At 47.9% G+C, this 18,807-nt stretch carries 15 protein-coding genes; 9 read left to right on the top strand and 6 right to left on the bottom strand.

Annotated features, from left to right (window positions below):
* Positions 1-29 precede the first annotated feature (29 nt).
* From VN23_RS02870 to VN23_RS02855, 4 genes are all read right to left on the bottom strand, one after another.
* On the bottom strand, positions 30-752 hold the full coding sequence (locus tag VN23_RS02870; protein ID WP_046353303.1) for a hypothetical protein: 723 nt from the start codon (positions 750-752) through the stop codon (positions 30-32).
* Positions 753-817: 65 nt separating this feature from the next.
* Positions 818-1,378: a hypothetical protein gene (locus VN23_RS02865; protein ID WP_046353304.1), complete on the bottom strand. Its 561-nt coding sequence runs from the start codon at positions 1,376-1,378 to the stop codon at positions 818-820.
* Between the two features lie 179 nt (positions 1,379-1,557).
* Positions 1,558-2,151, bottom strand: a complete 594-nt coding sequence (locus tag VN23_RS02860; RefSeq protein WP_046353305.1) for a CoA pyrophosphatase — start codon at positions 2,149-2,151, stop codon at positions 1,558-1,560.
* A gap of 63 nt (positions 2,152-2,214) precedes the next feature.
* Positions 2,215-6,687, bottom strand: coding sequence for a PAS domain-containing protein (locus VN23_RS02855; RefSeq protein ID WP_197433009.1), 4,473 nt, complete (start codon positions 6,685-6,687; stop codon positions 2,215-2,217).
* A 346-nt stretch (positions 6,688-7,033) separates the two neighbouring features.
* On the opposite strand from VN23_RS02855, the gene metG reads away from it, so the two are divergent.
* Positions 7,034-9,082, top strand: coding sequence for a methionine--tRNA ligase (gene metG / locus VN23_RS02850; protein WP_046353307.1), 2,049 nt, complete (start codon positions 7,034-7,036; stop codon positions 9,080-9,082).
* Positions 9,083-9,355: 273 nt separating this feature from the next.
* Complete coding sequence (locus VN23_RS02845; protein ID WP_046353308.1) at positions 9,356-10,828, top strand: hypothetical protein; 1,473 nt, start codon at positions 9,356-9,358, stop codon at positions 10,826-10,828.
* 137 nt (positions 10,829-10,965) lie between these two features.
* Here VN23_RS02845 and VN23_RS02840 read toward each other — a convergent pair whose 3' ends face one another.
* Both VN23_RS02840 and VN23_RS02835 read right to left on the bottom strand, forming a co-directional pair.
* Positions 10,966-11,433 carry a WbuC family cupin fold metalloprotein gene (locus VN23_RS02840; RefSeq protein ID WP_046353513.1) on the bottom strand — a complete coding sequence of 156 codons (468 nt, stop codon included), beginning with the start codon at positions 11,431-11,433 and terminating at the stop codon, positions 10,966-10,968.
* Positions 11,434-11,471: 38 nt separating this feature from the next.
* The gene (locus VN23_RS02835; protein ID WP_335339388.1) at positions 11,472-11,909 is read right to left on the bottom strand and encodes a PACE efflux transporter; all 438 of its coding nucleotides are present in this window, start codon (positions 11,907-11,909) and stop codon (positions 11,472-11,474) included.
* 85 nt (positions 11,910-11,994) lie between these two features.
* Between VN23_RS02835 and VN23_RS02830 the strand changes: the two genes are divergently transcribed.
* The 7 genes from VN23_RS02830 to rlmM all read left to right on the top strand — a co-directional run bounded on the left by VN23_RS02830 (position 11,995) and on the right by rlmM (position 18,714).
* Positions 11,995-12,891: a LysR family transcriptional regulator gene (locus VN23_RS02830; protein WP_046353309.1), complete on the top strand. Its 897-nt coding sequence runs from the start codon at positions 11,995-11,997 to the stop codon at positions 12,889-12,891.
* A gap of 95 nt (positions 12,892-12,986) precedes the next feature.
* The gene (locus tag VN23_RS02825) at positions 12,987-14,081 is read left to right on the top strand and encodes a hypothetical protein (protein ID WP_046353310.1); all 1,095 of its coding nucleotides are present in this window, start codon (positions 12,987-12,989) and stop codon (positions 14,079-14,081) included.
* 95 nt (positions 14,082-14,176) lie between these two features.
* A complete protein-coding gene (locus VN23_RS02820; protein WP_046353515.1) occupies positions 14,177-14,488 on the top strand; it encodes a (2Fe-2S) ferredoxin domain-containing protein in 312 nt (103 codons plus the stop codon).
* A gap of 75 nt (positions 14,489-14,563) precedes the next feature.
* A complete protein-coding gene (locus tag VN23_RS02815; protein WP_046353311.1) occupies positions 14,564-15,208 on the top strand; it encodes an alpha/beta hydrolase in 645 nt (214 codons plus the stop codon).
* Positions 15,205-15,870 (top strand): energy-coupling factor ABC transporter permease, encoded by a 666-nt coding sequence (locus VN23_RS02810; protein ID WP_046353312.1) that lies wholly within the window; start codon positions 15,205-15,207, stop codon positions 15,868-15,870. The genes VN23_RS02815 and VN23_RS02810 overlap by 4 nt, the downstream gene beginning before the upstream one ends.
* Before the next feature lie 213 nt (positions 15,871-16,083).
* Positions 16,084-17,628 carry a sensor histidine kinase gene (locus VN23_RS02805; RefSeq protein WP_046353313.1) on the top strand — a complete coding sequence of 515 codons (1,545 nt, stop codon included), beginning with the start codon at positions 16,084-16,086 and terminating at the stop codon, positions 17,626-17,628.
* 30 nt (positions 17,629-17,658) lie between these two features.
* A complete protein-coding gene (gene rlmM, locus VN23_RS02800) occupies positions 17,659-18,714 on the top strand; it encodes a 23S rRNA (cytidine(2498)-2'-O)-methyltransferase RlmM (RefSeq protein ID WP_046353314.1) in 1,056 nt (351 codons plus the stop codon).
* The last annotated feature ends 93 nt before the right edge of the window (positions 18,715-18,807 follow it).

The raw sequence follows: 18,807 nt of genomic DNA, 5'->3' as shown, positions 1-18,807 counted from the left end.
CGCTTTGCTGCGGCCATCTAATTCAGCGATCAAGACGGGTAATTTAGCTTTAGCTGCTCGCTAGCCTCGGTATAGACTTTAGTTGAACGAAACCAATCGGCGCTGATGCTATCCCCTAAACGATCAGAGATCAAATGCCAGGCATAAGCATCGACCAGATTGTTTTCCTGCAAATAAAGTTCAGAAATAATCCCTGCGGAGCGAATATTGCCTGCCACTAAAGCATCTTTGAAAGTAGATTTAGCTTGATTGGCGTAATCTGTTTGAGGATTATAATCAGGATTTTCCGGGTTTTTATTTAACTCAAAATAATACTTTTCACCCAAATGTACCATCGCATAGGCATCCCCTGCCTTAGCCATTTTCTTTAAGCTTTGCAAATCACGTGTTAAATAATCCGCTGGCACCATATAACCCAAAGCTTCCATTTTTTTACGGCGGGCCGCTTCTTCAGGGCTAATCACTTCTTTATCTGGTACATCCATTGCGGTATTTAAATGAGGGTCTGTTTTTAGCTCATCACTACTTAAATCAATATTTTTGTTTTTAGCAAAAGGAGATGCCTGCAGCATGGCCGACTGATTGAAACTTTGATTTTTTCCAGAAGAATCTGCCGCCAAGGAATGCGGTAAAGCTTTATCCTGTGGCTGAACACCCGTCATAAAATCAGATAAAACCGGTGATGCTTGTGATATTAAAACACCTGTGGCAACAGTTAATACAAGCACAACAGCCAGAACTCGTTTTTTCATATTCTGCCTCACACGGAGCCCCAATCCCTGCTTAAAAGCAAGAATCAGGGGCAATTTTTAAATAATTATCTTGGCAAATTATTCAGGCATTTTCTTAGATCGCCCTGAGCGTAGCCCCAGCGGGTAAAGGCATCTCGCTGAGCAGGTGTACCGTGCGTGCCATAATCAGCGGCAGCCCGTGCGCTACTGACAGCGGCCTCCAGAAACGGTTGATACCCCAGCTTATTTACTGCAAAACGAATAAATGATCCGCCATTGCAATCAGCTTGCAGCTCCATATAAGGGGCTTGTAAATTAATCCCCTTGGTAAACTGAATTGAATGGCCCCATTCATGAGCCAGCACCATTTTTGCGGCATAACTGCCATGCTGATTTTCCTGAGACTGCAAAAACTGTGTGCCAACGCTGATCGTGTAAGGGCCGCAAGCCATTGCCCTTGGAGTGGATTCGCCGCATGCACGCTGGTTAGTATAAATAGTTGGCCGTGCATACTGGCCTTTTTCCTGACTGATCTCTAAGCCAGTCTTATTAATGTAAGCTTGATTCACCGTAACCGCATTTACTGATTGCGATATGCTGGCTAATCCCATGACCAACACAAGTGCCAAATGAGTTTGCTTTATCATTGTCATCTCCTTAGTTTGCTGGTTTCTTATTGCTCACGTTTTATTTTGAAAGCAATTAATGATTAATAATCAATTACTTCCAGCAATAGATCATCAGATAAATGACAAAGGCATGTCAAGCAAGCACATAAAAAAAGCATATAAAACTAACAATAAAGCAACACACTCATTCTCTATTCCTACTCTAAGCTTTTGGCTAACATCAGCAATATTCCCGCTGTTGCCCCCCAAACCACTCGCCCATCATGCTCCAGAAAATGAGTAAAGCCCCGCTGACCATTACGCTCAACCATTCTGCGTTCAAAGCGGCGCACATCCAGCAAGACCGACAACGGTAGCTCAAACACCTCGGCCACTTCATTCGGATCCGGTGCCAGTTCAAAGCCCGGCTGCAAAACGCCTACTACCGGCGTGACCCTAAAGCGGCTGATGGTAAAATACTCTGCAAGGCAAGCAATCACCTCTACCCGATCAGGAGAAATGCCGGTTTCTTCTTGCGTTTCACGCAAAGCAGTGGCGATCAGATCCACATCCTGTACTTCATAAGCGCCACCGGGGAAGCTCACTTGGCCCGCATGGGTAGAAAGATGAGCGGCGCGCTCTGTAAACAAAACCGTCGCACCAGCAGGGTGCAAGACTAAAGGAATGAGCACAGCGGCCGCACGGCTATTTGCTAAAGCCCCTCCGGCCAAATCGCCCGATACTGTTTTTTTTGCTGCATTTAACTTCACTTGCAACCAAGGAGTTATTTGATTCGAGCTTGGCAAGATCACGACGATACCTATTATTTTTACGATCCATTTTTATAAAAACTCAGTGCTCATGCACGATCCCCGCTAATTCTGCCGTTCACGTAATCGCTGGCCCACGGCACTCCCTAAAGAGATAATTTTTGCATGAAAAGGCCAAGCATCATTCAGCTCTTTTTCACGGCCTGTTTGCTCTACTTTTTTACATAAATCAGCCAATGATTGTGCGCCCAGCTGAGCGGCAGCCCCCTTTAGTTTATGCGCACAGCTCACTACCGCATCGCCATCACCTGATTCGATTACTGTGCCTAAATTAGCGAGGCACTCGTCCAGAGTAGGCAAAAACAGCTGAATTAATTCATCAGTCATATCCATACCCAGCATGGTTTTCAAATCTTCAAAGGTATGATTAATGCTGGCCATTTCTTTATCAATTTCTTCAGGGCTAATTGACGAAATCATAGGATCTCCACTCTGAGCAATGACAACTTGCTCATTTAACTGATTTGAGAAAAACCGAGACAACACACGAATCAAATGTTCGGGAGTAATTGGTTTGGCAATAAAATCATTCATCCCAACTGCATAACACCGCTCTTCATCCACTTTAAATGCATTGGCGGTTAAAGCCACAATAGGCACCTGACTTTGCTTTCCTGATAATGAACGAATCAATGCCACCGAGGTATAGCCATCCATTTCTGGCATCTGGCAATCCATAAAAACCAAATCATAATGACCTTTTTGTACTGCATTCAATGCCTCTAAACCATTGCATGCCACATCCACTTTACAGGCTAATTTCTGCAGCATCATCATGACTACTTTCTGATTAATCGGATTATCCTCTGCCACCAAAATATGTAAATTCAGGCGCTCGATATCCTGTGCCAACAGTTGCTTTACTTTTATTGGCGCGCTTTCAATAATATGCAAAGCTCCCTCAATACAATGCCGCAATTGTCTTTCTGAAGCTGGCCTAGCTAAGAAAAACGCCAGCGGGTGAGCCGCACAATGGTCATCATCAATCGTTGGATGCCCTAGATAAATCAGCGGTACCTGAGGCGCAATGGCACGAATGCGATGGTTTTCCCCGGCTATCTGCTCATAACGTGCATCAATAATCACTAAAATGTACGCCTCGGTAAGCTGATTCAGCGCAGCTAAACCCTGCTCTAAATCTGTATAACAATCAGCAGCTAACCCCAAACGCCCCAGCACTATTTGCAGTGATTCCGCATGTGCGGCGAATAGATCAAGCACCAACACTCTGTTTGAGGGATGCTCATTCTGCACGGGTGCGGGTGGCTCCGCGTCAGCCACTTTAAAAGGGATTTCAAACCAGAATTCAGCCCCTTCACCAAGCACGCTGTTCACTCCGATACGCCCCTCCATCGCCTCAATTAATCGCTTGCAAATAGATAAACCTAAACCAGTACCGCCAAACTTTCGCGTCATCGAATTATCAGCCTGAGTAAAAGGGCTAAATAATTCACTTTTAAGCTGCTCAGAAATCCCCAGCCCCGTATCTTTTACCTGCACCCGGATCAAGGCCTGCTGGCTATCAAGCGCCTCGCTCGATACCCGAATCACAACATGCCCGCTCACCGTAAACTTAATCGCATTATTCATTAAATTTAATAAAATCTGTTTTACCCTTACAGGATCCCCCCAAACACGCTCAGGAACCGATGGGGCAACCACACAAGCCATTTCTAAATTATTTAAATAGGCCTTAGGCATACCAATAAATAAGGCTTCCTCGCATAGCTGCCGTAAATCAAGCTCAACGCACTCCAGCTCTAAACGACCGGCTTCAATTTTAGAAAAATCTAATAAATCATTCACGATTGCTAGTAATGAATTGCCCGCAGTATGAATTGAATCAATCAAGTCACGTTGCTGAGGATTAAGCTTGCTTTCCTGCAGCAAAGCAGAAAAACCAAGCACCGCATTAAGTGGAGTACGAATTTCATGGCTCATATTGGCTAAAAATTCGCTCTTAGCCCGGCTTGCCGCCTCGGCCAGTAAAATGGCGGCTTGCAATGCATCTTCATTCATTTTTCTGGCATGAATATCAATATTCACCCCCAGAATACGCAACGGCTCACCTCTTGAGCCAAAGGCATTCACCCTGCCCACTCCCAGAATCCAGCGCCAGCTGCCATCTTTGGCACGCATTCTGAATTCAGCAGAATACGTCGGTGTTTTGCCATCAAAGTGAGCCTGCAATACTTGCCCGGCAATCACTAAATCATCCGGATGCGTTAGACCAGACCAACTATCAATGTTGTGTTTTATTTCAGATAATTCATAACCCAGCATTGCAGCCCATTGCCCACCAAACAGCACTTCATTTGTAACGATATTCCAATCCCAAATCCCTAAACCTGCGCACTGAATGGTTAAATCCATTCTTTTTTTGCTCTCATTCAACGCCTCTTCATGCTTTAGAAGCTCAGTGATATCTTCATGCGATCCAACCATTCTAACTACATCACCAGATTCATTTTTTAAATGAACAGCCCGGCTACGCACACTCACCCAATGACCCGCTTTATGCTTAAAGCGTAAAGTCACTTCAAAACGATCTGACATGCCCTGATTAAATTCATGCGTTAAGCGTAAAAATCGTTTTCTATCTTCCGGATCAATTAAATAATCCCACGTTGCCAAATTGTTTTCTAACTCATCATCCTGATAGCCAAAATTTTCTTTCCACTGGGATGAAAACCAAACTTCGCCGGTTTGCATATTCCAATCCCAAATTCCCTCTTTTGCTGCTTGTGCTGCCAGAGAAAAACGCTCTCCTGATTCCCGCAAGGAGTGTTCAGCTTCTTTCAATGAAGTAATATCAAAATTAACGCCAATCACACGTTCGGCGTGCTCTTTTTCATTTAATATCAATTTTCCATGCATGGATATATAACGAATACTACCGTCTGCGCGGGTAATTCTGACTACTTCACACAAAGACTCGCCACCATGCAACATGGCATGGACTGCGCCATCAAATTTAACAATATCCTCCCGAACAATCCGGCCAGACCAGTTTGCATAATTTACCTTAAAAGAAATAGCATCTAAGCCGTAGAATGAATACATTGTTTCATCCCAGTGAATTTCATTTTCTTCCAGCCACCAATCCCATATCCCCAGATGGGCAGCATTGATTGCCAAATTAAGCCGCTCTGTAATGGCTATTTTTTCTTTATCTTCACTAAAAACAGGTTTTGCCAACACCCCAACTATTATTTTATCTTGTGCAAGAAAATAAAAAGATAAACTTGCACTAAAAGAATCACCATCATAATCAACCCCATTTAACACTAAGGGAGGGTATTCAGCTTTATTTTTTGAACGAGACATGCAGTTTTGAATGTTTTTTTCCAGCAATTCGGATGATAAATCAAGAAATAAACAACAAATATTTTTACCACACACACCTGCAGCCGTTAATTTAAAAAAATTCTGTGCTGCTTCATTAATATTTAAAATGCATCCCTGCTGATTAATTTTAATCACTAAGGACCCAACTTCGCTGAGTGCTAAAAATATTTCATTTTCTTTGTTTTTTTCCAGCTGATCGTGCAGCTTCAAAGAACTATTTCTGGCATTTATTATAATATAAAAAACATAACACCCTGCCATGCTAATAATAAGGCCAAATATAAAAATCCACAAACCATTATTACTTTTATAAATAACTTCAAATTCAGGCCGACTCTTCATTATTATTTTTATTTTTTTACCGCCATAGTCAAATACCACCTCCCTGTTAAAAAATGAGTCTATTTTTTCAAGTTCATTTTTATTGTCATTCACAAAACGGCTTTCATATATTTTATATTTCTGCTTATCAGACAACTCTGCCGGCAGTATTTTATAATCCAAAAAATCACCATACTCTAAATTAATACTTTCCATCATTTTTGCCGCACTTACAGGCGCGTAAATAAATCCCTGTAATGTACCTTGCCGATCAAACAATTTATTCATTCTTGATTCAAACCGATACCAAGGAGAAAAAATAAAAAAATCTGCATGATGCAAAGAAGAAAACAAGCTGGAGTAAACAATCACTTCTTTATCTTTACGAATCGCCCATATTAAATCACTGACCACGGCATGATCTGTAGAAAAATCATAGCCACGTACATCCACTTTAAAAATGCCCGGCTCTAGTGCTTCAATAATATAAGAATCTGTATTCAAGCTAGAGACGCTCGCCATTTTTAAGGAAATATTTGGAAAATCACTGGTCCATTTTGCCTGGTAAGCCGTTCGATCCGCATCACGTACCTGCCTGACTAAACCAATAGATAAAGCCCCCGGCTGCGAAGAAGCTAAATCTAAAAATTGCATATAGCGTTGAAAATCCACCGGCTGATTGGCACTGACGCCCGAAAAAGCATGCGCCCGGCGCAAGCCATCACCGTAGCTGCTCATCCGGTTTTGCACTGCACTCACTAAACGGCTGCTCGTTTGCAAAAAGGCCGCTTCCGCCCGCTCGTTTTCCATTCGATCAATCAAAGAGGCAAAGATACCGCTGGTAGCCATGCTAAGTAAGCCGAGCAGGAAGGGACCTCGCCACAGCGTATTCTCCTTAGGAAAACGGCGAAAAAATGGCTCCATTGCTTACTTGTCACCTACATATCTACATTGCCTATCAATATAGTGACCGTCGTGACTGCTTGCCAGATAAAGACTGAAACTCATGACAAATACATTTCGCTCTATGTAACCTAAAAAATACGACCCTGATTAATATAAAAAACGATGCTATTTCGTCGCCTTTACACAGGCTTTTTTCGGTAATGCCACAAATATCTATGTATTCACCTCGCGGTCGAACCAAATATTGGGGATAATTCCCTATTCTCTTTATTCCTTGGTTTTCGCCACGATGCCGCGCAAGATTCTCGTTACCTCAGCCCTTCCCTACGCCAATGGTGCGATTCACCTTGGCCACCTTGTTGAATATATCCAAACGGATATCTGGGTGCGTTTTCAAAAGCAACGTGGAAATCAATGCCATTACGTCTGTGCAGATGACACACACGGCACGCCAGTTATGCTGCGCGCCGAAAAAGAAGGCCTGACACCAGAAGCGCTGATTGCACGCGTACACGGCGAACACACCCGTGATTTCGCAGGCTTTCATGTTGATTTTGATAATTTTTACTCGACCAATTCACCAGAAAACCGCGAGCTGGCTTATCGTATTTACGGCAAATTAAAAGAAAACGACAAGATCGCCAGCCGCACAATTAATCAGTTATACGATCCTGTTAAAAACATGTTTTTGCCAGACCGCTTTGTTAAAGGCGAATGCCCAAAGTGCGCGGCTAAAGATCAATACGGGGATAATTGTGAAGTCTGTGGCGCAACATATAGCCCAACCGAACTCAAAAACCCGTACTCGGCTGTTTCAGGTGCAACACCAGAGCTGCGCGAATCGGAACACTATTTCTTTAAACTAGGCGAATGCGAAGACTTCCTGAAAGAATGGACCACCACGCCCGGCAAGCTGCAAAAAGAAGCATCTAACAAGATGCAGGAATGGTTTGAAGCGGGTCTTTCAGACTGGGATATCAGCCGCGATGCGCCTTATTTTGGCTTTGAGATCCCGGATGCGCCAGGCAAGTATTTCTATGTTTGGCTCGATGCGCCGGTTGGCTATATGGCCAGCCACAAAAATCTGTGCGATCGCCTTGGCTTAGATTTTGATAGCTATTGGAGTAAAGATTCTGATGCCGAGCTGTATCACTTTATCGGCAAAGATATTCTGTATTTCCACGCACTATTTTGGCCAGCCATGCTGGAATACGCAGGCTACCGCACGCCGACTGCCATTCACGCCCACGGCTTTTTGACCGTAGACGGCGCAAAAATGAGCAAATCGCGCGGCACCTTTATTACCGCCGAATCCTACCTTAAGCATCTAAACCCTGAATGGCTACGTTATTACTTTGCGGCAAAATTAGGCAGCGGCGTGGATGATCTGGATTTAAATCTGGAAGACTTCAGCGCCCGTGTTAATTCGGATCTGATCGGTAAATACGTCAATATCGCCAGCCGCGCAGCAGGCTTTATCAGCAAGCGCTTTGAAGGCCGCTTGCACGATGGCATTTTCACCGCCACCGATTACCCACTGATGGATCGCATTGTGGCGCTGCAAGGCCAATTGCAAGGCGCTGGCGAAAAGCTAGCCGTGCTTTTTGAAGCACGCGAATATGGCCGAGCGATTCGTGAAATTATGGCGCTGACCGATGAAGTCAATCAGTACGTCGATAGCGTAAAGCCTTGGGCGATGGCAAAAGACCCTGAGCAGAGCCTGCATCTGCATGTGGTTTGCAGCTTCTTGATCAATGCTTTCCGTATTCTGACTATTTACCTTAAACCGGTGCTGCCTAAGCTGGCTGCCGATGTAGAGCAATTTTTGAATGTTGCCCCGTTTACATGGGACGATGCGCAGGTCTTGCTGCTAGATCACACCATAGAGACTTACCAGCACTTAATGACCCGAATCGATCCAAAAGACATTGCCGCCATGGTTGAAGAAAATAAGCAAAATCTGGAAGCCACTGCTCCTGTCGCCAAGCCAGATTATGAAATCCCGCCGATTGAAGAAACCATCAGCATCGATGATTTTATGAAAATCGATCTGCGCGTGGCCATGATTACCGAAGCTAAAGCCGTAGAAGGCGCGGATAAATTGGTTTCCTTAACGCTGGATATCGGCAACGAAACCCGCCATGTATTTGCCGGTATCAAGGCCGCGTATAAGCCGGAAGACTTGCAAGGCCGCATGACCGTGATGGTGGCTAATCTTGCGCCGCGCAAAATGAAATTCGGCATATCCGAAGGCATGGTGCTAGCCGCCGGTGGTGACGGTGGCTTGTATATCCTGAGCCCGGATACCGGAGCCAAGCCTGGTATGCGCGTGAAATAAAACGCGAGTACGCCGCCATTCGTGGCGGTTTTTTTTGCTGACTTTTTTCTGACTTGTTGTGAAGGATCAGGCCATAAGCGCTGCCGATACCTTGGGACTTTGCTCGTATTAACTTACCTGATTTAAATTGTAGAGCGGGTGCAACCCGCGGGCTTCACCCGCCCTACAAGTACAAACTGTTTTATTTCAGGATTTATTTCCACCCAATTCTTAGCGGCATTAACGCTAAAGCAGTACGACTTGTGTCTGACCTTCCCTTTTAAAAAGAGCCCTATGCTAAAACGCCTCCTCTCCATCAGCCTCTTGCTCAGCAGCCAAGCATACGCCGAGACAAGTGATGTCTTACAAAAAAAACCAGCCGCATTTAAGCTGGGTTTTGAAACCATTACCCTGCCTAACGACGAAAGCATGGGCATGGTGGGCGGTAGCTATTTAATTGAAACGCTGCCCGGCCTCTATCTTGGTCCAGCGGCCTATGGTGCGATCACGGGCGAGCGCGGTGGTTTCTTTACAGGCGGCGGTGAAATCACTTACCGCCTCCCTGTAACCGAACAAATCAGCGTAGATACCGGCTTTTATCTGGGCGGTGGCGGCGGCGGTGCAGCAGGTGTGGGTGGCGGGCTGATGCTGCGCCCGCATATTGATTTACTTTGGGATTTTGGTGGCATTCGTGCAGGGATTTCTGCCTCGGAAGTGCGTTTTCCAAGTGGCAACTTCAGCAGTCGCCAGCTGGGCGTGATGATTTCTGTCGACGATACATTTAGCTATAGCGATGCCAATCGTATCGGCCAATACCTGAGTGCCACTCGCAGGGGCGGCGTGGGCTTTGATCGTATCGCCGTAATTGCAGCGCAATCCAAGCCACAGGGTAATAGCGTTAAAACCACCACCGGCGCAGCAGCACCAGACAGCACGTCCTACGCGGGCTTTTTAATGACGCAATCGCTGAATAATGGCTGGTTATGGGGCGTAGAAGCGGCCGGAGCAGTGAAAGGATCTTCCGATGGCTATGCCGAAGTCTTGGGTACATTCGGCTGGGAATACGCATTTAACTCATCATTACGAGCAGGCACGCGCGTGGCGCTGGGAATGGGCGGTGGCGGAGCAGTCGATACAGGTGGCGGCGCTTTAGGAAAAGCGGCGATTTTTGGCACGTATCAAATCAGTCATGATCTTGATTTAACTTTAGAAACAGGCCTATCCAAAGCCTTTGACGGCAGCTTTAATGCCCGCTACGCCAGCTTGCAACTCGGCATGGCGCTGGATCACCCGCATGCAAGTGCCGATATCCTGAACCGGATTGAAGGCTGGGAATGGGATGCCAGCGCGCAGCACTACACCAGCGCAGCCCGCCGTGATGGCAGTAAACGCAGCATGCAAAATATCGGCTTTAAATTAAACCGCGAAATGGATAATGGCTTTTATCTCAGCGGCCAAGCGCATAGTGCCTTGGATGGCGGCGCAGGTGGCTATTCGGTTGGCTTAATCGGCGCAGGCTGGGAAAGCCCGGAAATCATTGGCAAATTACGCCTTAGTGCAGAAATGCTAGTCGGCGCAGCAGGCGGCGGCGGGGTCGATTCAGACGGCGGCGCCATCATGCAGCCTATGGCCTATGCCAGCTACCCCATCAGCAATAACTGGCGACTAAAAGCCGGTGCAGGCGTGGTGAAATCATTCAAAGGCGAGCTAAACAGCCCCGTGCTTGATTTATCGATCGGCTACCGCTTTGGGCTGCCACGACGCTAAAAGCCAGTCACTGCATAACCCAAGTCTTGAACCACGGAGACAAGGAGAACACGGAGGGCCGCGGAGAAAAACACAAAAGGGTTTCTCCGTGAAACTCCGTGTTCTCTGTGAACTCCGTGGTTCAGGATCTGGGTTTTCTAGCTAAAACAAGCCACCATCCTAGCTAAATACGCCTCACAGCCCGGCTCGCCCTCGCTAGGTGCCCAACTGGCTTTTTCGCTGTCCTTGAGTGGCACATAAGGGCCGGCCTTGCTTTCAAAAAAGACCGAGCCACTTTCCAGCGCCACCATGCTATGAAACGCGCCAGCAGGAATATTGATTCCCAGATTGCCATCGGCCGAAAGCACGACTTGCTCGGTTATCTCGCCTGCTTCATCAAAAATCAGCACCCCAAAACGCCCGCTCAGCGCAATCATGGTTTCGTCTTTTTCCACATCAGAATGGCGATGCGGCTGCACATAAGTGCCCGGCTCCAGAGCATTCAAAAGGCGATGACAGGCCGATTCATTGCTAGCATGAAAATTCAGATTTTTACGCAGCCTTGGGCTGGTTTTGGCCTCAGCGGATAAATCAAGCAAGGTCTCGTTATTAATTAAACTAATCATATTATTTATCTCAATTTGGAATGCTTTGGAGCCCGGCACTATGCGGTTTTCCAACCCGGCAGGGGGAACACTTTATCGTAAGCCCAATTATATACAAAGGCATAAACCAGATAAAAAGTGGCAAAGCCCAAATCCATAATAAAGGCTTCCCAAAGACCAATATTCAACCACCATGCCACCAGCGGCAGACTGACAAATAAGAGACCGCCTTCAAAGCCAAAGGCATGCAGGATGCGCTCTAAAGTATTTTTCTTCACCCGCTGCTTCCAGCGTGCTAATAAATGATCAAAGCTTAGGTTGTAAACATAATTCCAGACCGCCGCAATCAGCGACATCGTTACCGCCAATACGCCCAATTGGTGTACCGAAAAGCCAAATGCCCAGTGGGCCAATGGTACAAATAGCAAAAAGCCAATCACCTCAAAACCAATGGTCTGGCGGATACGATCACCCCGATTTCTCATCTGTACTTTCATACTGCTCACTCATTGTAAAGATAGCCACCATAGTAAACTGCTTCTATGATGGTTGTTAGTTGGAAACCATCACAAAAGCAGATAGATGAAATATTCATTAGATCAACTCAGCGCCTTTAAAGCTGCGGCAGAATGCGGATCTTTCTCTGCGGCAGCCCGCCGCTTAGGCAAGGCGCAATCGCTAATTAGCACAGCCATTGCCAATTTAGAGATCGATTTAGGCGTCAGCTTATTTCATCGTGAAGGCCGCTACCCCCAGCTCAGCGCAGAAGGCGCGCGACTTTTGCCTGAAGCAATCGCTATTTTGCAGCGCTGCGATCAACTTAGCGGCATTGCTCATGGGCTGGCTGCGGGGCAAGAAGCCAAGCTGCGTTTAGCGGTAGATGATTCAGCCCAAATGCCTTGGCTAGGGGATTTACTTGAACAGCTCGCGGTAAAATTCCCATACTTAGAATTAGAGCTGTTATTCCCCATCATGGAAGATCTGCACGGACTACTGCTCTCTGGCCGGGTTGACTTAGGCATCAGCTATGAGGCCGCCGAGCATCCTAAAGAGCTGGCTTTTCATGCCCTTAGGCAGTGCGAAATGCAGTTTGTGGTATCGCGCCAACACCCCTTAGCCCTACAGAAAACGGTAAGCTTGGAAATGCTACAAAACCATCGGCAGTTAATGGTTACTGGCCGCCACAGCGGTGCAGAAAAAGAGCGTTTTCGTTACTCACCCTCAGTCTGGTGGGTAGAAGGCGATTGGCCCGTGCTGGAGCTGGTGCGTCGTGGCTTAGGCTGGGCTTGCCTGCCCAATCATTTTGCCGATGCCGCCCTACAGGATATTGTGCAACTTCCACTACAATTTTCAGAGAGCCGTTTACAAGTCGGCGTGCAGCTGGTCTGGCATCCTGCACACCCCTTAGGGCTGGCAGGACAATGGCTGAAAGAGGCTTTAATTCACAAATCAAGCCAAATAATGGATCAATTGGAGTGAAATAAGCCCCTATTCAAGTTGTGGATGAGCCAAATAATTCAAACAGCCAGACTCTCGGTATAATCCCCTTTTTGCCACCTCAGTACAGGCCAGCCATGTACCTTCCAGATCCTCGCCTCTACGCTAGAGTTAACGCACAAAACCCAATTATCCGGCTACTGATGTCGCTACTGACTGAATCGTCCAGCGCCCTCGTCAGTCAAAAACGCGAAGAACTGATTGCCCTGCTCGCCGACACCCTTGCAATCAATGACCACGCTGGCTTAAACGCGGCCATGACTCAAGCACCATCTTTAGACGCCTATCTGGAGCTTTGGAGCCTGCTTCGTGCCGCCGTAGAAACCGCGCCAAAAAATACAGAACAATATGCCATTCCTTTTGCGATTCCTGTCATTTTGGTGGCGGGTTTTAAAGGCACGACCGAGCTTGCTGGCCAGCTCAAAGATGTAGACGCGGTGCTTGCCCTATTAAAGCAACACGAAGTCATCGCACCAGAGGCCGATGTCTGGCTATCTGCAAAGCTCGTCCATGCTGAAACACTGGCCAGTGTAAATCCATCGCAACTCAGCCAGTGGCGCGATCAATTGCAATACGCCTCAGGTGGATTGCCGATTGATTTGAACACCTCCCCGATGCCGCTGAAAGACGAAGCCGTTTTCCTGCGTTATCTGGTAGGCGTGGCGATGCAAAAGAAAGACGCTGCACCCGCCATTAAGCTGGGTGGCAACCTAGGCGCCTGGGGCATGCAGCTGGCTAATCTAATTGGCGAGCAACTTAAAGCCAACGGCGTGACTTTATTCCCGATCCCGCGTACACCGATGCCATGGCTTACCGCCGGTGAAGCGGGGCGCGAAACCCAGCTGGAAACACGTTTGCAACTCATGACCAGCAATGCGCTGCGCAGCATCCGCAGCAAAGGCCGCACGCCGGTCATCTGTATTGCCGCGCACGAAAACGCCGAAGTGCGCATTACCTTTTCAACCATTGAAGACGCCGAACGCTGGGAAGGCTTTGTCTGGCCACTCTCGGCCTGGGATCATGTCGAAAAGATCCACCAATACGCAGTAGAACTCTTCCGTGAATGTATGGTGACCGATATTCGCATTATCGAAAACGTACAGCCTGATATGGATAGTGATCAGTTACCGTTCTTTGTAACGGCGCATATCAAGCCGGTTGTGCAGCATTAATTAATTGTCGTAGGGCGGGAGCAGCCCGCGAGCAATGTTTAAAAGTACACGGGTGCACCCACCCTACGATCATGACCACCCATACCGAGGCCACTATGAGCCACTATCAGCACCACGTATTTTTTTGCCTGAACCAGCGCGAGCCGGGTGAGCGCCAGAGCTGCGCCAGCTGCGGCGCAGTTGAGATGTGGGAACACGCCAAAGGCCGCATCAAAAAGCTAGGGCTAAGCCAGCCGGGTAAAGTACGGATTAATAAAGCAGGCTGTCTAGAGCGCTGTGAAGAAGGCCCTGTACTTGTCGTTTATCCCGAAGCGGTTTGGTATACCTATATCGACAAAAGCGATATCGACGAGATTATCGACGAGCATATCGTTAATGGCCGCATCGTTGAGCGTTTAAAAATTTAAGCCGCACTTTCAACCCTCCAAGGGCAATCTGCTGCCCACGCTTTTTAAACTCATTCATCTGGCCCACCTCCGCCCATGAGTACTCCCCGCAAAGCCCCTTCTTTTGAACTGATTGAAATCAACGGCCCGGTCGGCACACTAGAATGCCTCAGGCTGTCTTCCGCTCTTGAAACCACCGTGGGCATTGTGTTGGTCGCCCACCCCAACCCCACCGAAGGCGGCACATTCAGCAATAAAATTGTGCATACCCTCGCTAAAACACTCAGCCGCTTGGGCTATGTGGCCTACTGCCCCAATTTACGTGGCGTGGGTCATTCGGCAGGTGCGTTTGAAAATGGCGTCGGCGAAGTCGATGATATGGCCGCCGTACTGGCCTTTGCCAAAAGCGAGCATCCTGCGCTGAGCCGCCTGACGCTGGCGGGGTTTTCCTTCGGCACGTTCGTTCAAAGCCAGCTCTGCCAGCGCATTGGCAGTGATGAAGTAGAAGGCCTGATTCTGATTGGCCCCGCAGTCAGCCGCCATAACTTCCCTGAGGTGCCTGTCGGCAAAACGCTACTGATTCACGGCGAAGAAGACGAAGTCATTAGCCTCGACACCGTACTGAACTGGGCCAGACCACAATCGTTGCCGGTCGTTGTCTTCCCCGGCGTTGGCCATTACTTCCACGGCAAGCTCACCCAGCTTGGCGATTGGGTAAATAAAGAATGGCGTCATAGATGAATCTAATTGCCGCGCCGTTTGCAAACGAGCTGCTGCTGAGTTCTGCTTTACTCAGTAGCTTGCTCATCTTGCATGCCGCCGTGCGCATTCCCTGGTTTGCCCTTAGCCAGGAACGCATCACCGGCTGGTTTGGCGCGAGTGTCTTTGTTTTGGGCTTCTGGCAAATGAAAGCCAGTATTCAGCCTGGCCTATCGTTTCACCTACTTGGTGCAAGTGCACTCACCATGATTGCCGGGCGAGATAAAGCCTTGCTGGGCCTTGCTGCCGTACTCGCCGCCGATACGGCTTACGGCCATGCCGAATGGCGCAGCTTTGGGCTGGCGTGGCTGATTGTGGCTTTTATACCGGTGACGCTCACCCATTATTTATTTACTTGGGCACAGCGCGCTTTACCCGCAAATTACTTTATTTATATTTTTGTAAATTGCTTTGCCGCCAGCACGCTCACCATGTGGTCGGTAGGCTTGCTTACTTGTGGCCTGCTGGCTGCAAGCGGCGCTTATCCGCTGGATTTTTTAATGGGCGAGCAGCTTCCCTATTACTTTCTAATGGGCTGGCCCGAGGGCTTTAGCAGCGGTATTTATATGTCTTTACTGGTGATCTGGCGGCCACAGTGGGTGAGCACTTTTGATGATGCGTTTTATCTGACACGCAAAAACTAGCAAGCGGCTCAGCCTAGCCAAAGCAATCCAGCCACAGCATCCAGATTTCCTCACCATACACATGGCACAAAGAGAAAAGCCATAGCCTGCTGTAAAGCCTTTGCTCAAGCACTTACACTCCTCTTTACTGAAGCTCAATCGGCGTATGACTTAACTTGCCCTTTAATTACATTGCGAGCTATTGTTAAGCAAACACTTATCCCCTGAAAACGCATGCACAGCATACGCTCCCGACTAAATATTATTTTTCTGGCCATCGTGACGCTGTTTCTAGCGACATCTGGCGTGATTTCCTATTGGCAAACACAGCGAGAGCTAGAAAACAATATGCAGCTGTCGGCCATGGCACTGCAAAAACGCCTGCAAACCGTACTGCCTGGCATTCTCTGGAATTTTGACAGCACCCAATTAGGCTTGGTCGTTGAGGCTGAAATGCAATCGGCCGATCTGGCCCTGCTGCTGGTCTATAACAACGAAGAACAAGTCGATGGCCGTATTAATAATCAGGGAGAAATGAGCGAGGTACGCCAAAGTACCGTGCCACCCAATGCCCAATCTTTCCCGATTTATTATCCGGCCAACGAAGTCTCCAAACCCATGGGCAAGGTGGTGTATGTTTTTTCCCGCGAAAAAATAGCCGCCCGTTTAAAGCAAATGGTCATAGCTAAGATTATTGAAGTGGTACTGCTCGACTTACTGCTTTTTATGGCGCTTTCTCACAGCCTGCTGCTGGTTGTCATCCGTCCCTTGGGGCAACTTAGAGAGGCACTGATTCATGCGGCAGATGCCAAAGACTTTAATTTAAACGATATCAAACTCGCCCATACCAGCAAGGACGAATTTGCCGATGTAGCCGATGCCGTCCACAGCATTACCCGCAGGCTATGTAATGATCTGGAAAACCGCAAGGCGGCAGAGCTCGCAATGCGCCTTACCCGGGATTTAACCGAAAACGCATTTAAGCAATTAAGCGAAACTAAAAACAATCTGGTTCAAGCAGAAAAAATGGCGTCTTTAGGCGGACTGGTGGCAGGCGTTGCCCATGAAGTCAATACGCCTGTTGGCGTCATCCTCACCAGTGCCTCGGTCTTATTTGAAGACACGCAGGCATTTAAAGCCAGCTTAGACGCAGGTGCCATCAAAAAATCAGAAGTCATGCGTTATTCCGAAATGGCCGTTGAATCCAGCCGCCTGATCCTTGCCAATGCCGAACGTGCCGCCCAACTGATCCAGAGTTTTAAACAAGTGGCCGTCGATCAAACATCAGAAGCCAGACGAACTTTTGAGCTGGGAGAATATATTGATGAAGTGATTATGAGTTTAAAGCCCACACTCAAACGAACCTCGGTTCGCATTGAAACCAGCTGCACAGAAAAAATCGATCTGGACGGCTATCCGGGTGCGATCTCCCAGATTATTACTAATTTTCTAACGAACGCTTTGGCGCACGCCTTTAGCGAAGGGCAAGAAGGACTAATTTCGCTGCATGCTTCAAGAATCGACAATAGCGTAACTATGCGCTTTGAAGATAACGGAGCGGGGATACCTCCCGAGCATCTTAAAAAGATTTTCGATCCTTTTTTTACCACCAAACGGGGTAGCGGCGGCAGCGGGCTAGGGCTGAATGTGGTGTTTAATTTAGTCACGCAAACCTTAGGCGGCACCCTGATTGTGAATTCCGAACAAGGCAAAGGCACTTGCTTTATCGCCTGCTTCCCCCTGATTGCCCCCCTGCCTAAGGAAGGCAAACCCAGCTAAAAACAGCAATAATCTGGTATCCTTACGCCCATGACACATGCCATTCTTTTTTATTGCCGCCCCGGTTTCGAAGCCGATGTGGAGGCCGAATTCACCTTTAAAGCTGATATCCCTGGTAAATGGGAAATTGGCCAAGGTTTTTGTATCTTCCTACCTAAGCGCCCCGCCGATTGGGACAAGCTTTACCGCACATTAGAATGCGGCGACTGGGTTTTCCCTCGCCAGATTATTTTTGTGGTTGAAGCGCTCAATCTGCCGCCTAAAGACCGCCTCACGCCTATTTTAACAGCCATTGATAGCTTGCACGAAGCACACAAAGGCCCTTGGCGCGATGTATGGATTGAGTATCCGGACACCAATGACGGCAAGGAGATCTCCTCATTCAGCCGTAAATTTGGTGCACTGCTTGATGCAAAACTCGCAGCAAAAGGCTTAGCCAATAAACCCGACGCCAAAGCGCGCCTGCATTTATTTTTCCCAACTTTAGAACGCGTTTATATCGGCTTTACCCGCCCTGATTTTTCTGTGAACTGGCAGTTGGGCATTCCACGCCTGCGTATGCCAACCGACGCCCCCAGCCGCTCTACTTTAAAGCTGGCTGAAGCGTTTATGATGCTGGTGCCCGAATCTGGTCAGGTTAAGCCCGGCATGAGCGCAGTAGACTTAGGCGCGGCCCCCGGCGGCTGGACTTGGCAAATGGTGAGCCGTGGTTGCACCAAGATTTTTGCCATTGATAACGGCCCCATGAAAGGCAGTATGGCGATTCACCCTAGCGTTAAGCATCTGCGTGAAGACGGCTTTAAATATCGCCCGAAAAGCCCGGTGGATTGGCTGGTTTGCGATATGGTTGAGCAACCTGCCCGTATTGCTGCGCTGATCTCAGACTGGCTAGTGAAAGGCCATGCCCGCCAGGCGATTTTTAACTTTAAATTGCCGATGAAAAAACGCTGGAATGAATTGCAACGCTGCTTAGAGATTATTGATGATGCGCTCGATGGTGCAGGGATTCGCTACCAGATCCGTGCCCGCCATCTGTATCACGACCGCGAAGAAGTCACCTGCTATTTAACTAAAATTAAACGTTAAATTATTGTACTAGAGGGGGTAACGCCAACCCCATCAACTGAGGCGAAATGTTTTTCGTAGGGCGGGTGCTGAAAAATACGCGGATTTCACCCG

Origin of the sequence: Janthinobacterium sp. B9-8 (assembly GCF_000969645.2) — a bacterium.
Taxonomy (GTDB): domain Bacteria; phylum Pseudomonadota; class Gammaproteobacteria; order Burkholderiales; family Chitinibacteraceae; genus Iodobacter.
This window is presented reverse-complemented; position numbering and strand designations above follow the sequence as displayed.

Bases quoted from the DNA above. Each gene is read 5' to 3' on its own strand.
- VN23_RS02870 (WP_046353303.1), bottom strand. From the start codon at position 752: ATGAAAAAACGAGTTCTGGCTGTTGTGCTTGTATTAACTGTTGCCACA.
- VN23_RS02865 (WP_046353304.1), bottom strand. From the start codon at position 1,378: ATGATAAAGCAAACTCATTTGGCACTTGTGTTGGTCATGGGATTAGCC.
- VN23_RS02855 (WP_197433009.1), bottom strand. From the start codon at position 6,687: ATGGCTACCAGCGGTATCTTTGCCTCTTTGATTGATCGAATGGAAAAC.
- metG (WP_046353307.1), top strand. From the start codon at position 7,034: ATGCCGCGCAAGATTCTCGTTACCTCAGCCCTTCCCTACGCCAATGGT.
- VN23_RS02845 (WP_046353308.1), top strand. From the start codon at position 9,356: ATGCTAAAACGCCTCCTCTCCATCAGCCTCTTGCTCAGCAGCCAAGCA.
- VN23_RS02840 (WP_046353513.1), bottom strand. From the start codon at position 11,433: ATGATTAGTTTAATTAATAACGAGACCTTGCTTGATTTATCCGCTGAG.
- VN23_RS02835 (WP_335339388.1), bottom strand. From the start codon at position 11,909: ATGAAAGTACAGATGAGAAATCGGGGTGATCGTATCCGCCAGACCATT.
- VN23_RS02830 (WP_046353309.1), top strand. From the start codon at position 11,995: ATGAAATATTCATTAGATCAACTCAGCGCCTTTAAAGCTGCGGCAGAA.
- VN23_RS02825 (WP_046353310.1), top strand. From the start codon at position 12,987: ATGTACCTTCCAGATCCTCGCCTCTACGCTAGAGTTAACGCACAAAAC.
- VN23_RS02820 (WP_046353515.1), top strand. From the start codon at position 14,177: ATGAGCCACTATCAGCACCACGTATTTTTTTGCCTGAACCAGCGCGAG.
- VN23_RS02815 (WP_046353311.1), top strand. From the start codon at position 14,564: ATGAGTACTCCCCGCAAAGCCCCTTCTTTTGAACTGATTGAAATCAAC.
- VN23_RS02810 (WP_046353312.1), top strand. From the start codon at position 15,205: ATGAATCTAATTGCCGCGCCGTTTGCAAACGAGCTGCTGCTGAGTTCT.
- VN23_RS02805 (WP_046353313.1), top strand. From the start codon at position 16,084: ATGCACAGCATACGCTCCCGACTAAATATTATTTTTCTGGCCATCGTG.
- rlmM (WP_046353314.1), top strand. From the start codon at position 17,659: ATGACACATGCCATTCTTTTTTATTGCCGCCCCGGTTTCGAAGCCGAT.